This window comes from Rhizobium sp. NLR8a (assembly GCF_019685235.1).
Classification (GTDB): domain Bacteria; phylum Pseudomonadota; class Alphaproteobacteria; order Rhizobiales; family Rhizobiaceae; genus Rhizobium.
Map to the genome: position 1 here is coordinate 46,936 of NZ_JABDWI010000018.1, position 21,223 is coordinate 68,158.

The following is a 21,223-nucleotide window of genomic DNA, read 5'->3' on the forward strand; positions in this document are numbered from 1 at the left end:
TTATTTCTTCGAGATGGTGACGAATTTCGTGCCGCGCACACGCGCGGTCACGATGCAGGGATCGCCTTCGGTGCGGTCGCAGAAACGCGGATGCATCTTCATCGCCAGCACCATGTTGCCGAAGCGCTGGACGAAGTCGTAGCCGTAGATCTGTGCCGTCGCGATCATGAAATAACCGCCTTCGGCGACCTGCAGATAGAAATTATAGGTGCAGCCGTCGTCGTTGCATTGCGGCCCCTTCTGCCCGTCGCAGGTGAGCTCGCCCTCATTGACCACGGCGTCGATCAGCCCGTCATTGTTGATGTCCTGCCGGGTGATGAAGCCGTCGGCGAATTCGGCCGCTTTGCACTGTTCCTGGAAATGCTTCTTCTCGTAGATTTCGGGGTCGGAGATCAGCGATTGCTGGGCAAGCGCGGCTACCGGCATGGCGAGCAGCAGGACAATATTGAGAACGGCGAGCACCAGCGTTTTCACGGGCTTTCCTCTTTTGGACAAAGGCTCTGAAGCCAAGGCATGTCGCCTAAAACCATGCAGCGGTTTCGGGATACGACATACATCGAATAAAGACTGATGCTTTATCGCCGCGCCGCCTTGCGCCGCCCTTGCCGCCATGGTTCTTTCCGGAAACTGTTCGCCGGCTCCGGGGTCCGCATGTCCTTGCTCGTCTATCTCGATTATGCCGGCATTGCGCTGTTTGCCGCGACAGGCGCGCTCGCCGCCTCGCGCAAGCAGCTCGATCTGATCGGCTTTCTGTTTTTTGCCATGGTCACGGGAACCGGCGGCGGCACCGTGCGCGACATCGTGCTCGGCCGTGTACCGGTCTTCTGGGTGCTGAACCCTGCCTATATCCTCGTCTGCTGCATCATGGGCGTGATTGTCTTCTTCACCGCCCATCTGCTGGAATCGCGCTATCGCCTGCTGATCTGGCTGGATGCGATCGGCCTTGCCGCCTATTGCGTTCTGGGTGCCGCCAAGGGACTTGCCGCTACCGGCTCGCCGACCATCGCGATCGTCACCGGCACACTGACGGCGACCTTCGGCGGCATCCTGCGCGATCTGATGGCAAACGAGCCTTCGGTGCTGTTGCGGCCGGAAATCTATGTGACGGCGGCGCTGGTCGGGGCCGGCGTGTTCACGCTCGCCAATGCGTTGGGAATGCCGCTCTATCTCGCCTCCGGCTGCGGCGTTGTGGCGGCCTTTGCCGTTCGCGGCGGCGCCCTTTGGTTCGGCTGGACCTTCCCGATCTACAAACACAAGCCCGGGCGGCATCCCGACGATGTGATGTGAGCCTTTTGGTCGCCGTCAGCCTTGCTTGGCTCGCAGGCGGATCACCACGTCGACATGAGCGATCTCCAAACCTTCGGGCGGCTCCGGCAGATTGCCGATCGTCAGGTTGCTGACGGGAATGTCGAGCACCTCGTTATGGCCTTCGATGAAGAAATGGTGGTGGTCGGAAACATTGGTGTCGAAATAGGTCTTGGCGCTCTCGACGGCGAGAACGCGGATGAGACCGGCTTCGGTGAACTGGTGCAGCGTGTTATAGACGGTCGCCAGCGAAACCGGCACCCCGGCGGCAACCGCCTCCTCATGCAGTTCCTCGACGGTCAAATGCCGGTCGCCCTTGGCAAACAGGAGGTCGCCGAGCGCGACGCGCTGGCGTGTGGGGCGAAGGCCCGCGCGGCGCAGCCTTACCTCTATTGCGATCGGGAGTGCACCCGTCATCAACACCAACTCCGATTATTCCTGCATAAAGCAATCATGTTTCTTCAAGCGGTATAACTTTTGCATCGGAGCCTTTCAATAGTTCAGTGGGGACAAGAGCCTGACAAACGCGGCAAAAACGGGCTTTTGATGCAAATAGGTCTGGTCGCAGCTCTGGCCTTCCTGTATGCGACCACCAAATAATGGCGTAAGCCTGGTCCAAACCGATGAATGAAGCTGCCTTGCTTGTGCTTCATTTTCTGAAGAACTTGGACTACACGTTCACATCCATCGGCTTCACGCGGGGGGAAAAAGAAATTTTATGACCACCAGACAGTCCAGCTTCTCGTATGAAGAACTCATCGCTTGCGCCCATGGCGAGCTGTTCGGACCCGGTAATGCGCAGCTGCCGCTGCCGCCCATGCTGATGGTTCACCGCATCACGGACATTTCCGAAACGGGCGGCGCCTTCGACAAGGGCTATCTCAGGGCCGAATACGATGTACGCCCCGACGACTGGTATTTTCCCTGCCATTTCGAAGGCAATCCGATCATGCCTGGCTGCCTCGGCCTCGACGGCATGTGGCAGCTGACCGGTTTCTTCCTGGGCTGGCTTGGCGAGGAAGGTCGCGGCATGGCGCTTTCAACCGGCGAAGTGAAATTCAAGGGCATGGTCCGGCCGCATACGAAGCTGATCGAATACGGCATCGACTTCAAGCGCGTCATGCGCGGTCGCCTCGTGCTCGGCACGGCCGATGGCTGGCTGAAGGCGGATGGCGAGACCATATACCAGGCGTCCGACCTTCGCGTCGGTCTATCGAAAGACAAGACCGCCTGAAACCGCATTTCGAGCGGCTGACGAAAACAACAAAGGTTTGATCAGATGAGACGGGTAGTTGTCACGGGTCTGGGTATCGTTTCCTCGATCGGAAGCGATGCGGCCGAAGTCACCGAATCCTTGCGCCAGGCAAAGTCGGGTATCTCCTTTTCCAACGATTTCGCCGAACACGGCTTCAAGTGCCAGGTCTGGGGCAGCCCCAAGCTCGGCCAGGCGGAACTTGGCGAACTGGTCGATCGCCGCGCCATGCGCTTCCTGTCGCAGGGCGGCGCCTGGAACCATGTCGCCATGAAGCAGGCGATCGCCGATTCCGGTCTGGAAGAGACGGACTACGCACAGAACGAGCGCGTCGGCATCATCATGGGATCCGGTGGCCCGTCCACCCGCACACTCATCGAGGCGGCCGAGATCACCGTAAAGAACCACAGCCCGAAGCGCATCGGCCCCTTCGCCGTGCCGAAGGCGATGTCGTCAACCGCATCGGCCACACTCGCCACCTGGTTCAAGATCCACGGCGTCAACTATTCGATCTCGTCGGCCTGCTCGACCTCGGCGCATTGCATCGGCAATGCCACTGAAATGATCCAGTGGGGCAAGCAGGACATGATGTTTGCCGGCGGCCACGAAGATCTCGACTGGACGATGTCCAACCTCTTCGACGCGATGGGGGCCATGTCCTCCAAATATAACGACACGCCCGATACTGCCTCGCGCGCCTATGACGTCAACCGCGACGGTTTCGTCATCGCCGGCGGCGCCGGCGTGCTGGTGCTGGAGGAGCTGGAGCACGCCAAGGCCCGCGGCGCCAAAATCTACGCCGAAATCGTCGGCTACGGCGCCACCTCTGATGGTTACGACATGGTCGCTCCCTCGGGCGAGGGCGCTGTCCGCTGCATGCGCCAGGCGCTTTCCACCGTCAAAGGCGATGTCGACTATATCAACACCCACGGCACATCGACGCCGGTCGGCGACAGCAAGGAAATCGGCGCCATCCGCGAGGTGTTCGGCACCAAGATCCCGCATATCCAATCGACCAAGTCGCTGACGGGCCATTCGCTCGGTGCGGCCGGCGTGCAGGAATCGATCTATTCCCTGCTGATGATGCAGCAAGGTTTCATCGGCGAAAGCGCCCATATCGCCGAGCTCGATCCCGAATTCGAAGGTGTGCCGATTGTGCGCAAGCGAATCGACAATGCGAAGATCGATATCGCTCTCTCCAATTCCTTCGGCTTTGGCGGGACGAACGCCACGCTCGTCTTCCAGCGCTATAACGGATAACAACATGACTGGAATCATGCAGGGTAAGCGCGGCCTCATCATGGGCGTCGCAAACAACCATTCGATTGCCTGGGGGATTTCAAAAGCGCTCGCCGCACAGGGGGCGGACCTCGCCTTCACCTATCAGGGCGATGCGCTCGGCAAGCGCGTCCGGCCGCTGGCCGCCGAAGTCGGCTCGGATTTCGTGCTGCCTTGCGACGTCGAGGACATCACTTCCGTCGATGCCGTGGTCGACGCGCTCGGCGAGCGCTGGGGCAAGCTCGATTTTATCGTCCATGCCATCGGCTTCTCGGACAAGAACGAGCTGAAGGGCCTCTACGCCGATACGACGCGGGAGAATTTCAGCCGCACCATGGTCATCTCCTGCTTCTCCTTCACCGAGATCGCCAAGCGCTGCGCTCCGCTGATGGAAGGCAGTGGCGCGATGCTGACACTGACCTATAACGGCTCGACGCGCGTCATTCCGAATTACAATGTCATGGGTGTCGCCAAGGCGGCGCTCGAGGCTTCGGTGCGTTATCTCGCTGCCGATTACGGCCCGCGCGGCATCCGCGTCAACGGCATTTCCGCCGGCCCGATCCGCACGCTGGCCGGCGCCGGAATTTCGGACGCGCGCGCGATCCTCTCCTGGAACCAGCGTAATGCGCCGCTGCGCAAGACCGTGACCATCGATCAGGTCGGCAGCTCGGCGCTCTACCTGCTCTCCGACCTCTCCGCCGGCGTCACCGGCGAAATCCACTTCGTCGATGCCGGCTTCAACATCACCTCGATGCCAACGCTGGAGACCCTGCGCAACGCCGACGTCGAATAAACGCCGCTGATTGAAATTCAAAGGCCGTGCGCATCCTCTGCGCACGGCCTTTTGTTTTGCGGGTAAGAACTCGGGGTCGAAGCGGCCTGAGCCTTATTTCTTCGCCCACAGAACCTTGAAGCGGGCATTGCGGCAGGTTTCGCCGCTTTCCCTGAAGTTCGCTGCCAGAACAGGCTCATAAGGCAGGCCGCGATTGGCGACCAGCATCAGCCTGCCGCCGCCGCGAACGGCGGAGGCGGCTGTCTTGATCATCGCCTGGCCGAGCGATGGCTCGGCGGCATGGCCCTCGTGGAAGGGCGGGTTCATGATGACGAGGTCGTATTTGTCCTTGACCGGCTCGCCCGCCAGATCGTGCCAGAAGAAGCGCGCTGGCGCGTTCGGGCAGTTCTCCGCCAGGTTACCCCGCGCGGCCTCCAGGGCCGCGTGATTGGCCTCATAGAGGTCAAGGCGGGCCAGCCCGCGCGATCTCTGTGCCATCTCGACCGAGAGATAGCCCCATCCGGCGCCGAAATCTGCGACGTCGCCGGTAAAATCCTGCGGCAGGCGCGAGGCGAGCAGTTCCGATCCGGCATCGATCCGATCATGCGAGAACATGCCGGCTGTCGCATGGAAGCGATTATCGACGCGCACCGGCGCCTTTGCCAGTTTGGAGATGATGCCGCCGGCCTCGGCCGGCCGTCCGAACCAGAAGGCGACGCCGTGATATTTCGGCATGTGGTCGATGGCGAGGCCGAAACCTTCCATCCGCTTGCGCAGCGGCTGGACGCCGTCTTCCTTGGCGCCGGCGACGACGATCAGCCCGCCGGCCCGCGTGCGGGCGATCGCGGCGGCGAGGTTGGCCTCGTTCTCGCCTTTGTGCTTGGTGCAGAGCACGAGTGCTGCGTCATAGTCCTCGCCGTCGATCTCAGGTGTGGCTTCGATCCGCTGCGCCAGCAGCTGGCGGTAGAGCGGCCGGAAGCCCTGGATGGCGCTGAGCGAGGCGGCAAAACCTTCCGGCAGCGCAAAGCCTGCTTCGGCGCCGAGAAAGAGCACACGCTCGCCTTCGCCGGGCGGCTGGATTGTACCGCTGGCAAACGGATGGAATAGGGTCTTCAACGTTTCGCGGCTCATCGGTCTCGTCTCATTTAGAATAGAAAAGGGGCGCGGAAGATCCCCGCGCCCGGAAAAGCTCTAAAGCTGGCGGAGGCGGCTTATTCGGCCGCTTCTTCCTTCTTCTTCTCGTTCGGGATCTCCTGGCCGGTGGCCTGGTCGACAACCTTCATCGACAGACGAACCTTGCCGCGTTCGTCGAAGCCGAGCAGCTTGACCCAGACCTTGTCGCCTTCCTTGACGACGTCAGTCGTCTTGGCGACGCGCTCGGAAGCGAGCTGCGAAATATGAACGAGGCCGTCGCGGGCGCCGAAGAAGTTGACGAAGGCGCCGAAGTCGGCGGTCTTGACGACAGTGCCCTCATAGATCTGGCCGATTTCAGGCTCGGCGACGATCGAGTGGATCCACTTGCGCGCCGCTTCGATTTCCTTGCCGGAAGAGGAGGCGATCTTGACGGTGCCGTCGTCCTCGATGTTGATCTTCGCGCCGGTCTTTTCGACGATTTCGCGGATGACCTTGCCGCCGGAGCCGATGACTTCGCGGATCTTGTCGACCGGGATGTTCATCACTTCGATGCGCGGAGCGAATTCGCCGAGCTGGCCGCGGCTTTCGGTGATGGCCTTGGCCATTTCGCCGAGGATATGGGCGCGACCGCCCTTGGCCTGGCCGAGAGCGACCTTCATGATCTCCTCGGTGATACCGGCGATCTTGATGTCCATCTGCAGCGAAGTGATGCCATCGGCCGTACCGGCAACCTTGAAGTCCATGTCGCCGAGATGATCTTCATCACCGAGGATATCGGAGAGGACGGCGAAGCGATCGCCTTCCAGGATCAGGCCCATGGCGATACCAGCAACCGGCTTCGCCAGCGGGACACCGGCATCCATCAACGCCAGCGACGTGCCGCAGACGGTTGCCATCGAGGACGAGCCGTTGGATTCGGTGATCTCGGAAACGACGCGCAGCGTGTAGGGGAACTGCTCCGCCGACGGCAGCATCGGACGGATCGCACGCCATGCGAGCTTGCCGTGGCCGATCTCGCGGCGACCCGGGGACCCCATGCGGCCGGTCTCACCAACCGAGAAGGGAGGGAAGTTGTAATGGAGCAGGAAGCGCTCCTTGTACATGCCGGTCAGGCTGTCGACATACTGCTCGTCTTCTCCAGTGCCGAGCGTGGCAACCACGATCGCCTGCGTTTCGCCGCGCGTGAAGAGCGCCGAGCCATGCGTGCGCGGCAGAAGGCCGACTTCCGAAACGATCGGACGAACGGTTTCAAGGTCGCGGCCGTCGATGCGGCTCTTGGTGTCGAGGATGTTCCAACGGACGATCTTGGCCTGCAGGTGCTTGAAGATCGCGCCGACTTCTTCGGCCGTATACTTGGCTTCGCCTTCCTCGGGGAGGAAATGCGCCTTGACCTTTGCCTTGACGGCGTCGACGGCGGCGTAGCGGTCAGCCTTCTGGGTGATCTTGTAAGCTTCGCGCAGTTCTGCTTCGAAATGCTTCAGCATCTCGCCTTCGAGCTCGGAATAGTCTTCCGGTTGGAAGTCGCGCGGCTCCTTGGCGGCGACTTCGGCGAGCTTGATGATCGCGTCGAGAACCGGCTGGAAGCCTTTGTGGCCGAACATGACGGCGCCGAGCATGACGTCTTCGGGCAGTTCCTTGGCTTCGGACTCGACCATCAGCACGGCGTCGTAGGTGCCGGCGACGACGAGGTCGAGGCTCGACTCATCCATCTCGTCGAGATGCGGGTTGAGAACATATTCGCCGTTGATGTAGCCGACGCGCGCGCCGCCGACCGGGCCCATGAAGGGAACGCCGGAAAGCGTCAGCGCCGCCGAAGAGGCGATCATGGACAGGATGTCAGGATTGTTTTCAAGGTCGTGCTGGACGACGGTGACGACGACCTGGGTGTCGTTCTTGTAGCCTTCCGGGAAGAGCGGGCGGATCGGGCGGTCGATCAGGCGGGAAACGAGAGTCTCGTTTTCGCTCGGACGGCCTTCACGCTTGAAATAGCCGCCGGGGATCTTGCCGGCTGCATAGGTCTTTTCCTGGTAGTTGACGGTGAGCGGAAAGAAGTCCTGCCCGGGCTTCGGCGCCTTGGCAGAGACGACGGTGGCAAGAACGACGGTCTCGCCGTAAGTGGCGAGAACCGCACCGTCGGCCTGACGGGCGATCTTGCCGGTTTCGAGCTTCAGCGGGCGGCCGGCCCACTCGATTTCCACTGTGTGTGTATCAAACATATCTTGTCCTTCAATGCGGGAGCACGCGCCATCGCCGATTTCAGGGCGCAGCGCACAGTCGACCGCAATCAATGTGACGTATCACGGGCAAGACAACGGGAGGCTTTTCATCGGCAGTTTCTCGAACGTGAGAGTTCCTGAGAAACTTGGGCCAAAGCCTTGGAGAGCTTTGGCCGAAAGCATCCGGCAATCCTGCCCCATGACAGGTCAGCGGTTGGTTTGGCAGAACCGGCCCATCCGGGTCTGCCGGTCGTTCCACCGCATGAGATAGGGCGCGGGCGGAACATTTCATCGGGAGCGTCGTCCCGAAACAGATCCGGCGGACGCTTAAAAGCGCCCGCCGGATAATTTTAGCGGCGGATACCCAGGCTGTTGATCAGCTTGGAATAGCGGCCTTCATCCTTCTTCTTGAGATAATCAAGAAGCGAGCGGCGGCTCGAAACCATCGTCAGCAGGCCACGGCGGGAATGGTTATCCTTCTTGTGGTCTTTGAAGTGTTCGGTCAGGTTGTTGATGCGCTCGGTCAGGATCGCGACCTGGACTTCCGGAGAACCGGTATCGCCTTCGGCGGTTGCGTATTCCTTGATCAGCGCAGCCTTGCGCTCAGCAGTGATCGACATCGGACGTTCCTTTCTATGAGAGGAGAAGACGTCGCCAAAAGCCGGGATGTCGTCCAGCTTTGGCCGTGAATGCGAGCAGGCGGACCTGACGCTGGCGCTGCCTATAAACCAAATATGCAGCGATGGAAAGAGGGGGCTCCCGCAGCCGCTTTCAACGGCCGGCCATGGCGTCCCGGATCATCGCATCATAACCGCCGGGATCCTGCAGCATGGCGAAATGGCTGGCATCCTTGAGGATGACAAGTTTTGCGCCCGGGATCTCCTTTGCCATCATCTCCGTATGGTCGAGCTTGACGGCTTCATCGTGATCGCCGATCGCAAGCGTGACGGGTACGGTGATCTTTCCAAGGTCCGCCGCCGTCCAGTTCGGCTGCGTCGCCCACATCTGAGAGATCTGGGTGACGAAGGCCTCGTATTCGGTCGGCGTCGGCGAAAGCTTTCTGTACTGGTCACCGGCAACCTCGATATAGTGGCTGAAGGTCTTGTTCTCCAAAACGTCGCCCTTAACGCCGTCCGTCGTGACGTTGGCCGCCTGAGCGATAACGCGGGTCAGCTTTTCCGGATGGTTCATCGCCATGTCGATGCCGATGATGCCGCCGTCCGACCATCCCACGAGCGTCACCTTGTCGATCTTCAGATAGTCGAGAAGGGCAACGTAGTCCGAGGTCATCAGATCGTAGCCGAAAGCCTGCCGGCTACGTGTCGACCGGCCGTGACCGCGGCTGTCGGCGACGATGACCAGATGATCCCGAGCAAACTCCGCCACCTGATGACCCCAGACGTCGGCATTTCCAAGACCGCCATGGATGAAGAGGATCGGATCGCCTTCACCATATTCGGCGTAATACATCTTGATGTCGTTCACATCAGCCATGCCGCTCGTCTTCGGCGTGGGCATTGAAGGAAAGGCGGGAAGCTCGGCCCATCGTTCGGTGGCTTGGGCGCCGGCAACGATCAGGAACAACGAAAAGAACGTCAGTACTTTCGCGATTCTACGCATGGTTTTCCCCTCGAGCCACCATGGCCCAAGGGCAAGGATATCGTATCGCTACCGCCTGACAATCGTCAGTGGTACGGATTCAGGCGAAAACCCGCTTCGGTCGAAACTCGCCCTGGCCGATTTCGCCGATCGCGATCAGCCTGCCGCGTGCCGTCGCATAGGCTTCGCTTTCGGCAATCGGCGCATCGCGGCCGCGCACCAGGATCGGATTACCCATCTTCAGCCGGTGCGCCTGGTCGTCGTTGATGACGAGATGGGGCAGGGCCGACAATGCTTCGCAGGTGTCGATCAGCAGCGCATCGAGGGCGGCGAGCCGCTCATCCATATCCTCGATCGATTCCAGCGCCACGAGGTTTGCGAGCGGAACCATGACCTCTTCCGAAAAGGGCGCGACAAAAGTGCGCCGCAGCCCTGATATATGTCCGTAGCAGCCGAGTTCGCGGCCAAAATCGCGGGCAAGCGCCCTGACATAGGTGCCCTTGCCGCATTCCACTTCGAAATGCGCGGTATTGGCGTCCGGGCAGGCAAGCAGGGTCAGCCGGAAGATTTCCACTTCCCGCGAGGGGATCTCGACGGCTTCGCCGTCGCGCGCCAGGTCGTAGGCGCGTTCTCCCGCTATCTTGATGGCGGAAAACTGCGGCGGCACCTGGCTGATGGTGCCGATATATTTGGGCAGGATATCGCGAATCTGCTGTTCGCTCGGCCGCTTGTTCGAACTCTCAGTGACCTCGCCTTCGAGATCGTCGGTGGCGCGCTCCTCGCCCCAGCTCACCGTGAATTCATAGATCTTCCGGCCGTCCATCACATAGGGAACGGTCTTGGTTGCATCGCCGAGCGCGATCGGCAGCATGCCGGAGGCCAGCGGATCGAGCGTGCCGGCATGGCCGGCCTTCTGCGCCTTATAGAGCCACTTGATCTTGGAAACGGCTTCCGTCGAGCCGAAATCCACCGGCTTGTCGAGAATCAGCCAGCCGGAAATCGGTCGGCCCTTGGGTTTGCGTGGTTTGGACATCAGTCTCTTCTGTTACTGTTCGTCGTTGTCGCCATCGAGATCTCGGCTCACCTCGGGCGAACGCAGCAGCTCGTCGATCTTCTTGTAATTGTCGAAGCTGGTGTCGTCGCGGAAGCGCACCTCCGGCATGTATTTCATCTGCCGAAGCTGGGGCCCGAGCCGACCGCGGATGAACTTCGCATGGCGGTTCAACGCCTCGATGACGATGCTGTGGTCGGAAACGCCGAGCGGCGTCACATAAGCCGTGGCGATCTTGAGATCGGGCGACATGCGAACTTCGGAGATCGAAATCACGGTCGCCTCGATGATGTCGTCACGCACTTCACCGCGCTGCAGCACCTGGGTGATCGCGGCGCGGACTTGTTCGCCAACGCGCAGCATGCGCTGCGAAGGCGCGGAGGATGTTGGTCTGGTCATTGTTATCTCTGTTTGCCGATGCGGCTGGGAATCGAACCCGTCAAAGGAGAGCGTCCATGACTCTTTTGGCCGAAAAGGTCAAGCCGGCAGATAGAAAAGCCACCCGCCGAAGAGCGGATGGCTTTTGTCAAGCTGCTGTAACGCCGAGGATCAGAGCGTGCGTGTGATATGTTCGACGCGGAAGCACTCGATGACGTCGCCGACGCGCATGTCTTCGTAGTTTTCGAAGGCCATGCCGCACTCCTGGCCCATCGGCACTTCGGAGACTTCGTCCTTGAAGCGCTTGAGGGTCTTGAGCTTGCCTTCGTGAACGACGACGTCGTTGCGGATGAGGCGCACACCCGCCCCGCGCTCGACCTTGCCTTCGACAACGCGGCAACCGGCCACCTTGCCGACCTTGGTGATGTTGAACACCTCCAGGATTTCGGCATTGCCGATAAAGGTCTCGCGCCGTTCCGGAGACAGGAGGCCCGACATCGCTGCCTTCACGTCATCCACGAGGTCGTAGATGATGTTGTAGTAGCGGATCTCGATGCCCTGGCGCTCGGCGAACTGGCGTGCCTGCGCATTGGCGCGAACGTTGAAGCCGATGATGGCCGCGTTCGAGGCTTCGGCGAGCGAAATATCCGACTCGGTGATGCCGCCTGCGCCCGAATGGACGATGCGGGCACGGACCTCGTCGGTGCCGAGCTTTTCCAGCGCGCCGGCAATCGCTTCGATCGAACCCTGCACGTCGCCCTTGATGACGAGCGGGAACTCCTTGATGCCGGTGCTCTGCATCTGCGTCATCATCTGTTCCAGCGAACCGCGCTGTCCCGACTGGCGGGCAGCCGCCTTGTCGCGGGCAAGACGCTGACGGTATTCCGAGATTTCGCGGGCGCGGCTTTCGCTCTCGACGACGGCGAACTTGTCACCCGCCTGCGGCGTGCCGGAAAGGCCAAGCACTTCGACGGGCATCGCCGGCGGTGCTTCCTTCATATGCTCGCCCTTGTCGTTGACGAGCGCGCGCACACGGCCCCAGACATCGCCTGCGACGATGATCTGGCCCGGCTTCAGCGTACCGTTCTGAACGAGAACCGTGGCAACCGAGCCGCGGCCGCGGTCGAGCTGAGCTTCGATGACGGTACCTTCCGCGGTGCGGTTCGGATTGGCCTTGAGGTCAAGGATTTCCGCCTGCAGCAGAACGGCTTCGAGCAGCTTGTCGAGGTTCTTGCCTGTCTTGGCCGACACTTCGACGTCAAGCGTTTCACCGCCCATCGATTCCACGAAGACTTCGTGCTGCAGAAGCTGGTTGCGCACCTTCTGCGGATCGGCTTCGTGCTTGTCGATCTTGTTGATCGCCACGATGATCGGAACACCGGCCGCCTTGGCGTGATTGATCGATTCGATCGTCTGCGGCATGACGCTGTCGTCGGCTGCCACGACCAGGATCGCGATGTCGGTCGCCTGCGCGCCGCGGGCACGCATCGCCGTGAAGGCGGCGTGGCCGGGGGTGTCGATGAAGGTGATCTTCTGGCCGTTCTGTTCCACCTGATAGGCGCCGATGTGCTGCGTGATGCCGCCGGCTTCGCCGGCAACCACGTTGGCATGGCGGATGGCGTCGAGCAGCGAGGTCTTGCCGTGGTCGACGTGGCCCATGATGGTGACGACGGGCGGACGCGAAACGCGGTCGCCTTCGACATCGGCGATGTCAAAGATGCCGAGTTCGACGTCGGATTCAGAGACACGCTTGACGGTATGGCCGAATTCGCCGGCGATGAGTTCGGCAAGGTCGGCGTCGATGACGTCGCCCGGCTTCATCATCTGGCCTTCCTTCATCAGGTACTTGATGACGTCGACGGCGCGTTCGGACATGCGCTGCGACAGTTCCTGAATGGTGATGGTCTCCGGCAGGACGACTTCGCGGGAAATCTTCTCGCGAGTCTCCTGCATCTGGCTGCGGCGGAACTTCTCCTGCCGGCGGCGCATCGCCGAAAGCGAACGGCTGCGGCCGGCGTCCTCACCGTCGACGTCGGCGGTGGTGATCGTCAGCTTGCCGCGACGGCGCTCCTCATCCGTTTTCGGACGGGTCGTCACCGGTTTTGCAGGTTCGGGGCGAACGACGCGGCCGCGCGCCGGACCGCTGCGCGAAGCGCCACGGTCGTCATCGTCGCCGTCATTGCGACGGCCGCGCACGCCAGCTGGCGCGCCGGGCGCCGGGCGAGCGGCTGCTCCGTCGGCATCGGGCCGGCGTGCTGCCGGCGCGGGTGCTGCCGGGCGCGGGGTCGTGTTCGGGCGAGCCTCGGCCGTAGCGGGAGCCGGCGCTGCAGCAGCGGCTACCGGTTCGGCGGCGGCAGCGGCGGCCGCTTCGGCCTGCAGGGCTGCCTCTTCGACGGCTCTGCGTGCGGCTTCCTCCGCTTCAGCTGCCTTGCGGACAGCCTCTTCGGCGGCGCGGCGCTTTTCTTCCTCGGCGCGGCGGATCGCATCCTGGGCGTCACGCGCCTGAGATTCGGCGAGCGCACGGCGGCGCGCATCCATTTCCTCAGGCGACAGATGGTTCAGCACGACAGGGCGCGGGCGATCGTTCGGACGCGGCTGCTGATAGGACTGCTGCGGACGCTGGTTGGCTTGGCTGCCGCCGGGCTGATGAATCCGCGGTGCCGGCGTCGACTGCTGCGGACGCGCCTGAGCAGGTGCCGGCGCCGGTTCGGCTGCGCGAACCGGAGCTGCGGGGGCTGCAGGCGTGATCGGCTTTTCGTCTTCCGGGCGCATCGGGCGCCGCTTGCGGGTCTCGACCACGACCGCCTTGGTGCGACCCCGACCCATATCCTGGCGAACGGTGCCCTGGCTCATCCCCGATGGTTTCAGGGTGAGCGTCTTCTTGCCCGTTACGCTGAGTGTCTTGTCGTCGTTACTATCGGTCATTCGTTCCCGTTCCTTCGGACAGGGAGCGATGACTAGATCAGACCCTGTCGTTCAAATACTGTCGATCAATGAGAATGAGACCGGCCGATGCCGGTGACCGCCTCATTGTTGTTGCCGGCCAGCGCCGCCCGCTGCCCGGGACTGACCGCCAATACGGTACTGTTCGAGCATCTTTGCGCGCTTCACTACACCCTCACCCGCCTGCCCTGCAAGCACTGCGGCATGGATAAAAGCATTCTGGCCCATCAGGCCTTCCATTTCGCTCTCCGAAAAGAAACGGTAGGAAGGTATCTCCTCCTCGGTCTCCATTCCGAGGTGCCAGGCCTTGCGGGCCTGGTCGATTTTTCGCACTCCATCATCCGCTGCGTCAGTGGCGTGAAACACCGCAAGGGCTGCTCCACTTCTGACTGCGGCATCCACTTTCGAGGCGCCGCTGACGAACTGGCCGGCCTTGCGCGCCATGTTCATCATCTGCATCACTTGCGCCGCCAGCAGCCGGTCGACGCTCGCGCCGAGATCGTCTGCTGCCTTCACTTCCGTTTTCAGCGCCCGGGCGAACAGCTTTTTCGCCACCGCCCTGTCGACCAGCGACCGGTCGGCCTTCACCCAGCAGCCGCGCCCCGGAAGCTCGCGCTTCAGGTCGGCGACGACGGTTCCGTCGGGAGCCGCGACGAAGCGGATCAGCTCTTCCGGCGATCCGCTTTCGCGCGTCACGATGCACATGCGTCCGTTCACGTCATACCCTGCAAGATCGTCGTCCTCAGGAAGAACGTTCGGCTCATGCGCGGTCATCATGCTTCCTGTTCGGCTTCGGTGACCTCTTCCTCGGTCCCCTTCGCCAGGTCCTCTTCGGTGATCCAGCCGGCCGCGAGGCGGGCCTGCACGATCATCTGCTCGGCCTCGACACGCGAGACGTCGAACTTCGAGAACAGTCCTTCGAATTTTTTCGTTTCGCCGTTCTTGCGTTCCGTCCAGCCGACGAGGTCATCGGCCGCACAACCGGCAAAGTCCTCGATCGTCTTGATGCCGTCCTCGCCGAGCGCCACCATCATCTGGGCGGTCATGCCGTCGATCTGGCGCAGCTCGTCCTCAACGCCGAGCGCCTTGCGCTTCTCGTCCATCTCGGCTTCGAGACGCTCGAGGAATTCGCGGGCGCGCTGCTGGATTTCCTGCGCCGTCTCTTCGTCGAAACCGTCGATCGAGGAGATTTCGTCGAGATCGACATAGGCAAGTTCTTCGACGGCGGCAAAGCCTTCCGACGCCAGAACCTGGCCGACCATCTCGTCGACGTCGAGCGAATCCATGAACAGGTTGGTGCGCTCGTTGAATTCCTTCTGACGGCGTTCCGATTCCTCGGCCTCCGTCATGATATCGATATCCCAGCCGGTCAGCTGCGAAGCGAGGCGGACGTTCTGGCCGCGGCGGCCGATCGCAAGCGACAGCTGCTCGTCGGGAACGACGACTTCGATGCGCTCGGCGTCCTCGTCGAGAACGACCTTGGCCACTTCCGCCGGCTGCAGGGCGTTGACGACGAAGGTCGCCGGGTCCTGGCTCCAGGGGATGATGTCGATCTTCTCACCCTGGAGTTCGCCGACGACGGCCTGGACGCGCGAGCCGCGCATACCGACGCAGGCGCCGACCGGATCGATCGAGCTGTCGTTCGAGATCACCGCGATCTTGGCGCGCGAACCCGGATCGCGGGCGACCGACTTCACCTGGATGATGCCGTCGTAGATCTCAGGCACTTCCATGGTGAAGAGCTTCACCATGAACTGCGGATGTGTGCGCGACAGGAAAATCTGCGGACCGCGCTGCTCCCGACGGACATCATATACGTATGCACGGACGCGATCGCCATAGCGCACGTTCTCGCGCGGGATCATTTCGTCGCGGCGGATGATGCCTTCACCACGGCCGAGATCGACGATGACGTTGCCGTATTCGACGCGCTTGACGGTGCCGTTGACGATTTCGCCGACGCGATCCTTGAATTCGTCGAACTGGCGGTCGCGCTCGGCTTCACGCACCTTCTGCACGATCACCTGCTTGGCGGACTGTGCGGCGATGCGGCCGAAATCCATCGGCGGCAGCGGATCGGCGATGAAATCGCCAAGGGCTGCGTCCGGATTGCGGTCGCGGGCAAGCTCTAGCGGGATCTGCGTCGAATAATCCTCGGCCTTGTCGACCACTTCGAGCAGACGCTGCAGACGGATTTCACCGGTCTTCGGATTGATGTCGGCCCGGATGTTGGATTCGGTGCCGTAACGGGAGCGCGCCGCCTTTTGGATGGCATCGGCCATTGCGGCAAGCACGATCTCCCGGTCGATGACTTTTTCGCGCGCCACTGCATCTGCGATCTGCAGAAGTTCGAGCCGGTTCGCACTGACTGCCATTGTCTTGTTTCTCCGTCTTTACTCCAGGGTTCCCGTCCCTGTAGCGGTCTGTTGATCGGTTATTCCTGGTCGTCTGCTTCGTTCTGGTTCGCGGCCTGCGCTTTCGCCAGCTTGTCGGCGCGCAACGCATCGCGGATCAGATCGTCGGTCAGAATGAGCTTCGCATCGCTAAGCGCCGTGAAGGGAATGACGACCTTCTGCTCTTCCCCATAGGCGACCTGGTCACGCTCGAGCGTGAATCCATCGGCGTCTGCTTCGACGATCTTGCCGCGGAAGCGTTTGCGGTTGCCGATCATGATCGACGTTTCGCACTTTACAAGGTGGCCCTGCCAGCGGACGAAATCGGATTTCCGCACCATCGGACGGTCGATGCCGGGCGAAGACACCTCGAGATGATACTCTTTATCGATCGGATCTTCCACATCGAGGACGGGAGAAATCGCCATCGAGACTTCTTCGCAGTCCTGAACCGTCATCGTGCCGTCATTGCGCTCGGCCATCACCTGCATCGTGGCGCCGTTCTGGTTCAGCATGCGCACGCGGATCAGCCGGAAGCCCATGCCGACGAGAACCGGTTCGATGATATCGGCAAGACGCTGGTCGAGCCCGGTTTCGGTAATCAGCCGCGGCTCAAGTTCGTTGTCTGCGTTTGTCATGTCCGACAAGCGGCGCTCCTCGCAATTTCAAGCTGTTCAGGCGATCGAGCTAATAAAAAAGAGCGGGTCCTTGCGGCCCACTCTTCATCAAGCGATCAAGAATTTGAGAGCCATATAGTCGGGTTTTTCCGAAATTGCAAGGTCTGAGAGCGATTCCGCCAATTCATGCCGGGCGAGGAGAACGGACCTATGGCCAGCGATCGTCTTCCGCATATATTGCCGTTGGCACACAATAACAAAAGCGGGAGACATCGTGGGCTATACATCGTCGACACTGGCGCCCTTGCGGCACGATACCTACCGCACCATCTGGTTCGCCAGCCTTTCCTCGAATTTCGGCGGCCTGATCCAGGCGGTGGGTGCCGCCTGGATGATGACGACGATTACCGCCTCGGAGGACATGGTCGCGCTGGTGCAGACCTCGACAGCGCTGCCGATCATGCTGTTTTCACTGATATCGGGGGCGTTGGCCGATAATTTTGATCGCCGCCGGGTTATGCTGACGGCGCAGTGCATGATGCTGACGGTTTCGGCGTTGCTGACGGCGTCGGCCCTTCTTGGTTGGGTCACGCCCTGGCTGCTGCTCTTCTTCACCTTCCTGATCGGCTGCGGCACGGCGCTCAACAACCCCTCCTGGCAGGCCTCCGTCGGCGATATGGTGCCGCGCGCCGATCTGCCCGGCGCCGTCACGCTGAACAGCATGGGCTTCAACATCACCCGCAGCGTCGGCCCGGCGATCGGCGGCGTCATTGTGGCGGCAGCGGGTGCCGCCGCGGCCTTTGCGGTTAACACCGCAAGTTACCTCGCCCTGATCTACGCCCTGCTGCGCTGGCGCCCGAGCACGCCCGTCTCCACCCTGCCGCGCGAAGCGCTCGGCAGCGCCATCTTCGCCGGCCTGCGTTATGTCTCGATGTCGCCCAATCTTGAAAAGGTCCTCGTGCGAGGGCTGGTTTTCGGCATCGGCGCGAGCTCGATCCTGGCGCTGCTGCCGGTCGTCGCCCTCGATCTCGTTGCCGGCGGTCCGCTGACCTATGGCTTCATGCTCGGCGCCTTCGGCATCGGTGCGATCGGTGGTGCGGTGCTGAGTGCGAGAATTCGCCAGGCGCTGTCCAGCGAGACGATCATCCGCCTGACCTTTGCCGGTTTCGCGCTGAGTGCCGTCATCGCCGCCTACAGTCCGAGCGCCGTGCTGACCTCCGCCGGCTTGCTCGTCTCCGGCGCCTGCTGGGTCTCGGCGTTGTCGCTCTTCAACACCATCGTGCAGCTGTCGACGCCGCGCTGGGTGGTCGGCCGCGCGCTGTCGCTCTACCAGACCGTCACCTTCGGCGGCATCGCCGGCGGCAGCTGGCTCTGGGGTGTCGCCGCCGATCGCTATGGGGTCGCCGATGCGCTGCTGATGTCATCCGTTGTCATGCTGCTCGGCATTGCGATCGGCCTGCGCTTTTCCATGCCGGCCTTCGCCTCGCTCAATCTCGATCCCTTAAACCGCTTCACTGCGCCGGCCTTGAGCCTCGACATCACCCCGCGCAGCGGCCCGATCGTCATTCAGGTCGACTACCAGATCGCCGACGACGACCTGGCGGAATTCATGGCGCTGATGGGCGAGCGCCGCCGCATCCGCATCCGGGACGGCGCGCGCAACTGGGCGCTGATGCGCGATCTCGAAAATCCCGGGCTGTGGACCGAGACCTACCATACGCCGACCTGGGTCGAATATATAAGACACAACCAGCGGCGCACGCAGGCCGACGCCGAAAACATCGACCGGCTGCGCGCGCTTCACCGCGGCGAAGGCCCGCCCCATGTCCACCGCATGATCGAGCGCCAGGCCATCCCGCCAGACGACGATGTCTTCCACAAGGCGCCGATCGATCTGCATCATTGAGACCAGCCATGCACAGTTTCAGGCTTGCCCACCGATCCGATCTCGCCGCCATCGTCCGGCTTCTCGCCGATGACGATCTCGGCGCCGCCAGAGAAATTGTCTCCGATCCCGTTGACGCGCGTTATCTCTCGGCTTTCGCGGCGATCGAGGCGGATGCCAACCAGCTGCTGGCTGTCGCAACCGACGCCTCCGACCAGGTCGTCGGTTGCCTGCAGCTGAGCTTTCTTCCCGGCCTCTCCCGGACCGGCATGTGGCGCGGTCAGATCGAAAGCGTCCGTGTCGCAAGAGAGCTTCGCGGTTCGGGTCTCGGCGCGCAGTTCATCGAATGGGCGGTCGCCCAATGCGTCGAGCGCGGCTGCGGCCTCGTGCAGCTGACATCGGACAAAACGCGGAAAGACTCGATCCGCTTCTACGAGAAGCTCGGCTTCGTCGCCAGCCATATGGGCATGAAGCGCAGCCTGTGAAGCCGGCTACTTCAGCTTGCCCTTCATGCTGGCTTCGGGAAAACATGTCGGCTTCATGCCGTTCTTCTCCTGCCAATGGCCGATCGAGCGCCGCGTCTTGTAGCCCGGCAATCCGTCGGAACCGCCGACGTCATAACCCTGGCGCTCCAGCGCCTTCTGCATGGCGGCGACATCCGAACGCAGCATCTTGCCGACATCGCCCCATTCGCCCTCGAAGGTGCCGCCGTTCGAGGCGATCCGGTCGGCGAGATTGCCGATATAGAGCGCGTAGAGGTCGGAATTGTTATACTCCTTGATGATGTAGAAATTCGGCGTGACGATGAATTCCGGACCGTCGCGGCCGGCCGGCACCAGCATCATCCCTTGAGCCTTCATCTCACCTGAGGGAAAGGCCTTGCCGGAGATGCGCTCAATGCCGAGCGAGGCCCAGTGCGAAAGCGGCTTTGCGAGATCAGGCCCCTCCTGCGCGCAGGAGACCGCTTCGGGTATCGATACCTCGAAGCCCCAGTCACGATCGCGCTGCCAGCCCTTCTTGACCAGATAGTTGGCGATCGAGGCGAGCGTATCCGGCACCGAGGTCCAGATGTTGCGGTGGCCGTCGCCGTCGAAATCCACCGCATATTTCAGATAACTCGTCGGCATGAATTGCGGCTGGCCGAGCGCGCCGGCCCATGAGCTCTTGAAATCGACGGGTGTGACGTCGCCGCCGTCGAGAATGTGCAGTGCCGCCAGCAGCTCGGTACGGAACATCTCCTTGCGCGACGACATGAAGGCCTTGGTCGCCAGTACCTCGATCGCCGAATTCGGGATCTTCGCGGCCCCGAAGCCCGTCTCCCGGCCCCAGATGGCAAGCACGATCGAGCCCGGCACGCCATAGGTCTTCTCGATCCGCTTCAGCGTCGAGCCATATTGCGCGGCAAAGCCGCGTCCCGTTACGGCAAGTCTCTTCAGCCGGTCCTCGTTGAAATAGGGACCGGGCGAGGAAAATTCGGCCTGCGTCTGCTTCTGCTCCTTCGGCGACGGGAAGCCGGGCGGGGCGAGATCGGGCAGGTTCCAGTTCAGCGTGACGCCGGAGAAGGCGGCCTGGAAGGTCTTCTCGGAAATGCCGCCTGTCTTTGCTTCCGGCCAGAGGTCCTTCTGCACCCAGTTTTCGAACTGCGCCTCGACATCGGCTTTGGAAGGGGCCGCGTGGGAAGGGAGGGGGAGAAGCGCGGCTGTTACGGCGAGCGCGAATATTCGAAGCATAGACAAACCCCTCACATCACCGTCCGCGCCCGCAGCGCCGCCGCCAGCGTGCCCTCATCGAGATAGTCGAGCTCGCCGCCAACCGGCACGCCATGCGCCAGCCGCGTGATCTTCACCTCGAGTCCCTGCAACTGGTCGGTGATGTAATGCGCCGTCGTTTGCCCCTCGACGGTGGCGTTGACGGCGATGATCAGTTCGCGAATGCCGCCTTCGCCGATCCGGGCGACCAGCCCGCGAATGTTGAGGTCGTCGGGCCCGATCCCGTCGAGCGGCGACAGCGTGCCGCCGAGCACGTGATAGGCGGCGTTCATCGCCCCCGCCCGCTCCAGCGCCCACAGATCGGATACGTCTTCGACGACGATGATGACGGATTGATCGCGCTGTGTATCGGTGCAGACGGTGCAGGGGTCGACCGTATCGACGTTGCCACAGCGCGAGCAGATCTTCACCCTGTTATAGGCTTCGCCCATCGCGTTCGACAGCGGCCCGAGCAACTGGTCCTTCTTCTTGATCAGATGCAGCGCCGCCCGGCGGGCCGAGCGCGGCCCGAGGCCCGGCACCTTCGCCAGAAGCTGGATGAGTTTTTCGATTTCGGGGCCGGTGACTCGTTTTGCCATGCGCTGTTCTTAACTGATATGGAACGAAAACGGAATCGCGGAAGGATCGGCTG

At 62.1% G+C, this 21,223-nt stretch carries 20 protein-coding genes; 6 read left to right on the forward strand and 14 right to left on the reverse strand.

From position 1 onward, the window contains the following. Window positions 1-474 carry a hypothetical protein gene (locus HJC04_RS28705; protein WP_210629664.1) on the reverse strand — a complete coding sequence of 158 codons (474 nt, stop codon included), beginning with the start codon at window positions 472-474 and terminating at the stop codon, window positions 1-3. Between the two features lie 177 nt (window positions 475-651). Between HJC04_RS28705 and HJC04_RS28710 the strand changes: the two genes are divergently transcribed. Further along, window positions 652-1,287 (forward strand): trimeric intracellular cation channel family protein, encoded by a 636-nt coding sequence (locus HJC04_RS28710; RefSeq protein WP_210629663.1) that lies wholly within the window; start codon window positions 652-654, stop codon window positions 1,285-1,287. Between the two features lie 15 nt (window positions 1,288-1,302). Here the strand turns inward: HJC04_RS28710 and irrA are convergent, their stop codons facing one another. Further along, window positions 1,303-1,722: an iron response transcriptional regulator IrrA gene (gene irrA / locus HJC04_RS28715; protein ID WP_210629662.1), complete on the reverse strand. Its 420-nt coding sequence runs from the start codon at window positions 1,720-1,722 to the stop codon at window positions 1,303-1,305. 301 nt (window positions 1,723-2,023) lie between these two features. Between irrA and fabA the strand changes: the two genes are divergently transcribed. Genes fabA through fabI form a run of 3 tightly spaced genes read left to right on the forward strand, consistent with a single transcriptional unit; the run spans window position 2,024 to window position 4,628 of the window. Beyond that, window positions 2,024-2,539 (forward strand): 3-hydroxyacyl-[acyl-carrier-protein] dehydratase FabA, encoded by a 516-nt coding sequence (gene fabA, locus HJC04_RS28720; RefSeq protein WP_020920068.1) that lies wholly within the window; start codon window positions 2,024-2,026, stop codon window positions 2,537-2,539. Window positions 2,540-2,584: 45 nt separating this feature from the next. Then, complete coding sequence (gene fabB, locus HJC04_RS28725) at window positions 2,585-3,817, forward strand: beta-ketoacyl-ACP synthase I (protein ID WP_221147657.1); 1,233 nt, start codon at window positions 2,585-2,587, stop codon at window positions 3,815-3,817. Between the two features lie 4 nt (window positions 3,818-3,821). After that, complete coding sequence (fabI, locus tag HJC04_RS28730; RefSeq protein WP_210629660.1) at window positions 3,822-4,628, forward strand: enoyl-ACP reductase FabI; 807 nt, start codon at window positions 3,822-3,824, stop codon at window positions 4,626-4,628. A gap of 93 nt (window positions 4,629-4,721) precedes the next feature. Here the strand turns inward: fabI and HJC04_RS28735 are convergent, their stop codons facing one another. The 10 genes from HJC04_RS28735 to rimP all read right to left on the reverse strand — a co-directional run bounded on the left by HJC04_RS28735 (window position 4,722) and on the right by rimP (window position 16,968). Beyond that, window positions 4,722-5,738, reverse strand: a complete 1,017-nt coding sequence (locus tag HJC04_RS28735; protein ID WP_221147658.1) for a class I SAM-dependent methyltransferase — start codon at window positions 5,736-5,738, stop codon at window positions 4,722-4,724. 80 nt (window positions 5,739-5,818) lie between these two features. Next, window positions 5,819-7,957 (reverse strand): polyribonucleotide nucleotidyltransferase, encoded by a 2,139-nt coding sequence (gene pnp / locus HJC04_RS28740; RefSeq protein WP_011423507.1) that lies wholly within the window; start codon window positions 7,955-7,957, stop codon window positions 5,819-5,821. Window positions 7,958-8,307: 350 nt separating this feature from the next. Further along, complete coding sequence (rpsO, locus tag HJC04_RS28745; protein WP_009997779.1) at window positions 8,308-8,577, reverse strand: 30S ribosomal protein S15; 270 nt, start codon at window positions 8,575-8,577, stop codon at window positions 8,308-8,310. Window positions 8,578-8,728: 151 nt separating this feature from the next. Beyond that, on the reverse strand, window positions 8,729-9,577 hold the full coding sequence (locus tag HJC04_RS28750; protein WP_221147659.1) for an alpha/beta fold hydrolase: 849 nt from the start codon (window positions 9,575-9,577) through the stop codon (window positions 8,729-8,731). A 79-nt stretch (window positions 9,578-9,656) separates the two neighbouring features. Next, entirely contained in the window at window positions 9,657-10,589 is a 933-nt protein-coding gene (gene truB / locus HJC04_RS28755) for a tRNA pseudouridine(55) synthase TruB (RefSeq protein ID WP_221147660.1), read from the reverse strand. A 12-nt stretch (window positions 10,590-10,601) separates the two neighbouring features. Further along, window positions 10,602-11,006 (reverse strand): 30S ribosome-binding factor RbfA, encoded by a 405-nt coding sequence (gene rbfA, locus HJC04_RS28760; RefSeq protein WP_009993666.1) that lies wholly within the window; start codon window positions 11,004-11,006, stop codon window positions 10,602-10,604. A 150-nt stretch (window positions 11,007-11,156) separates the two neighbouring features. After that, entirely contained in the window at window positions 11,157-13,910 is a 2,754-nt protein-coding gene (infB, locus tag HJC04_RS28765; RefSeq protein WP_210629656.1) for a translation initiation factor IF-2, read from the reverse strand. 102 nt (window positions 13,911-14,012) lie between these two features. Further along, window positions 14,013-14,705, reverse strand: coding sequence for an RNA-binding protein (locus HJC04_RS28770; RefSeq protein WP_210629655.1), 693 nt, complete (start codon window positions 14,703-14,705; stop codon window positions 14,013-14,015). Then, a complete protein-coding gene (gene nusA, locus HJC04_RS28775; RefSeq protein WP_064693309.1) occupies window positions 14,702-16,303 on the reverse strand; it encodes a transcription termination factor NusA in 1,602 nt (533 codons plus the stop codon). The genes HJC04_RS28770 and nusA overlap by 4 nt, the downstream gene beginning before the upstream one ends. Before the next feature lie 59 nt (window positions 16,304-16,362). Beyond that, complete coding sequence (gene rimP / locus HJC04_RS28780) at window positions 16,363-16,968, reverse strand: ribosome maturation factor RimP (protein ID WP_088396888.1); 606 nt, start codon at window positions 16,966-16,968, stop codon at window positions 16,363-16,365. 244 nt (window positions 16,969-17,212) lie between these two features. Here rimP and HJC04_RS28785 point away from each other — a divergent pair, with 244 nt between their 5' ends. Both HJC04_RS28785 and HJC04_RS28790 read left to right on the forward strand, forming a co-directional pair. Continuing rightward, window positions 17,213-18,844 carry an MFS transporter gene (locus tag HJC04_RS28785; protein ID WP_221147661.1) on the forward strand — a complete coding sequence of 544 codons (1,632 nt, stop codon included), beginning with the start codon at window positions 17,213-17,215 and terminating at the stop codon, window positions 18,842-18,844. An 8-nt stretch (window positions 18,845-18,852) separates the two neighbouring features. After that, on the forward strand, window positions 18,853-19,308 hold the full coding sequence (locus HJC04_RS28790) for a GNAT family N-acetyltransferase (protein ID WP_221147662.1): 456 nt from the start codon (window positions 18,853-18,855) through the stop codon (window positions 19,306-19,308). A gap of 6 nt (window positions 19,309-19,314) precedes the next feature. Here HJC04_RS28790 and HJC04_RS28795 read toward each other — a convergent pair whose 3' ends face one another. Beyond that, a complete protein-coding gene (locus tag HJC04_RS28795; RefSeq protein ID WP_221147663.1) occupies window positions 19,315-20,553 on the reverse strand; it encodes a lytic transglycosylase domain-containing protein in 1,239 nt (412 codons plus the stop codon). Between the two features lie 11 nt (window positions 20,554-20,564). Continuing rightward, window positions 20,565-21,170, reverse strand: a complete 606-nt coding sequence (recR, locus tag HJC04_RS28800) for a recombination mediator RecR (protein WP_210629650.1) — start codon at window positions 21,168-21,170, stop codon at window positions 20,565-20,567. Between the last annotated feature and the right edge of the window lie 53 nt (window positions 21,171-21,223).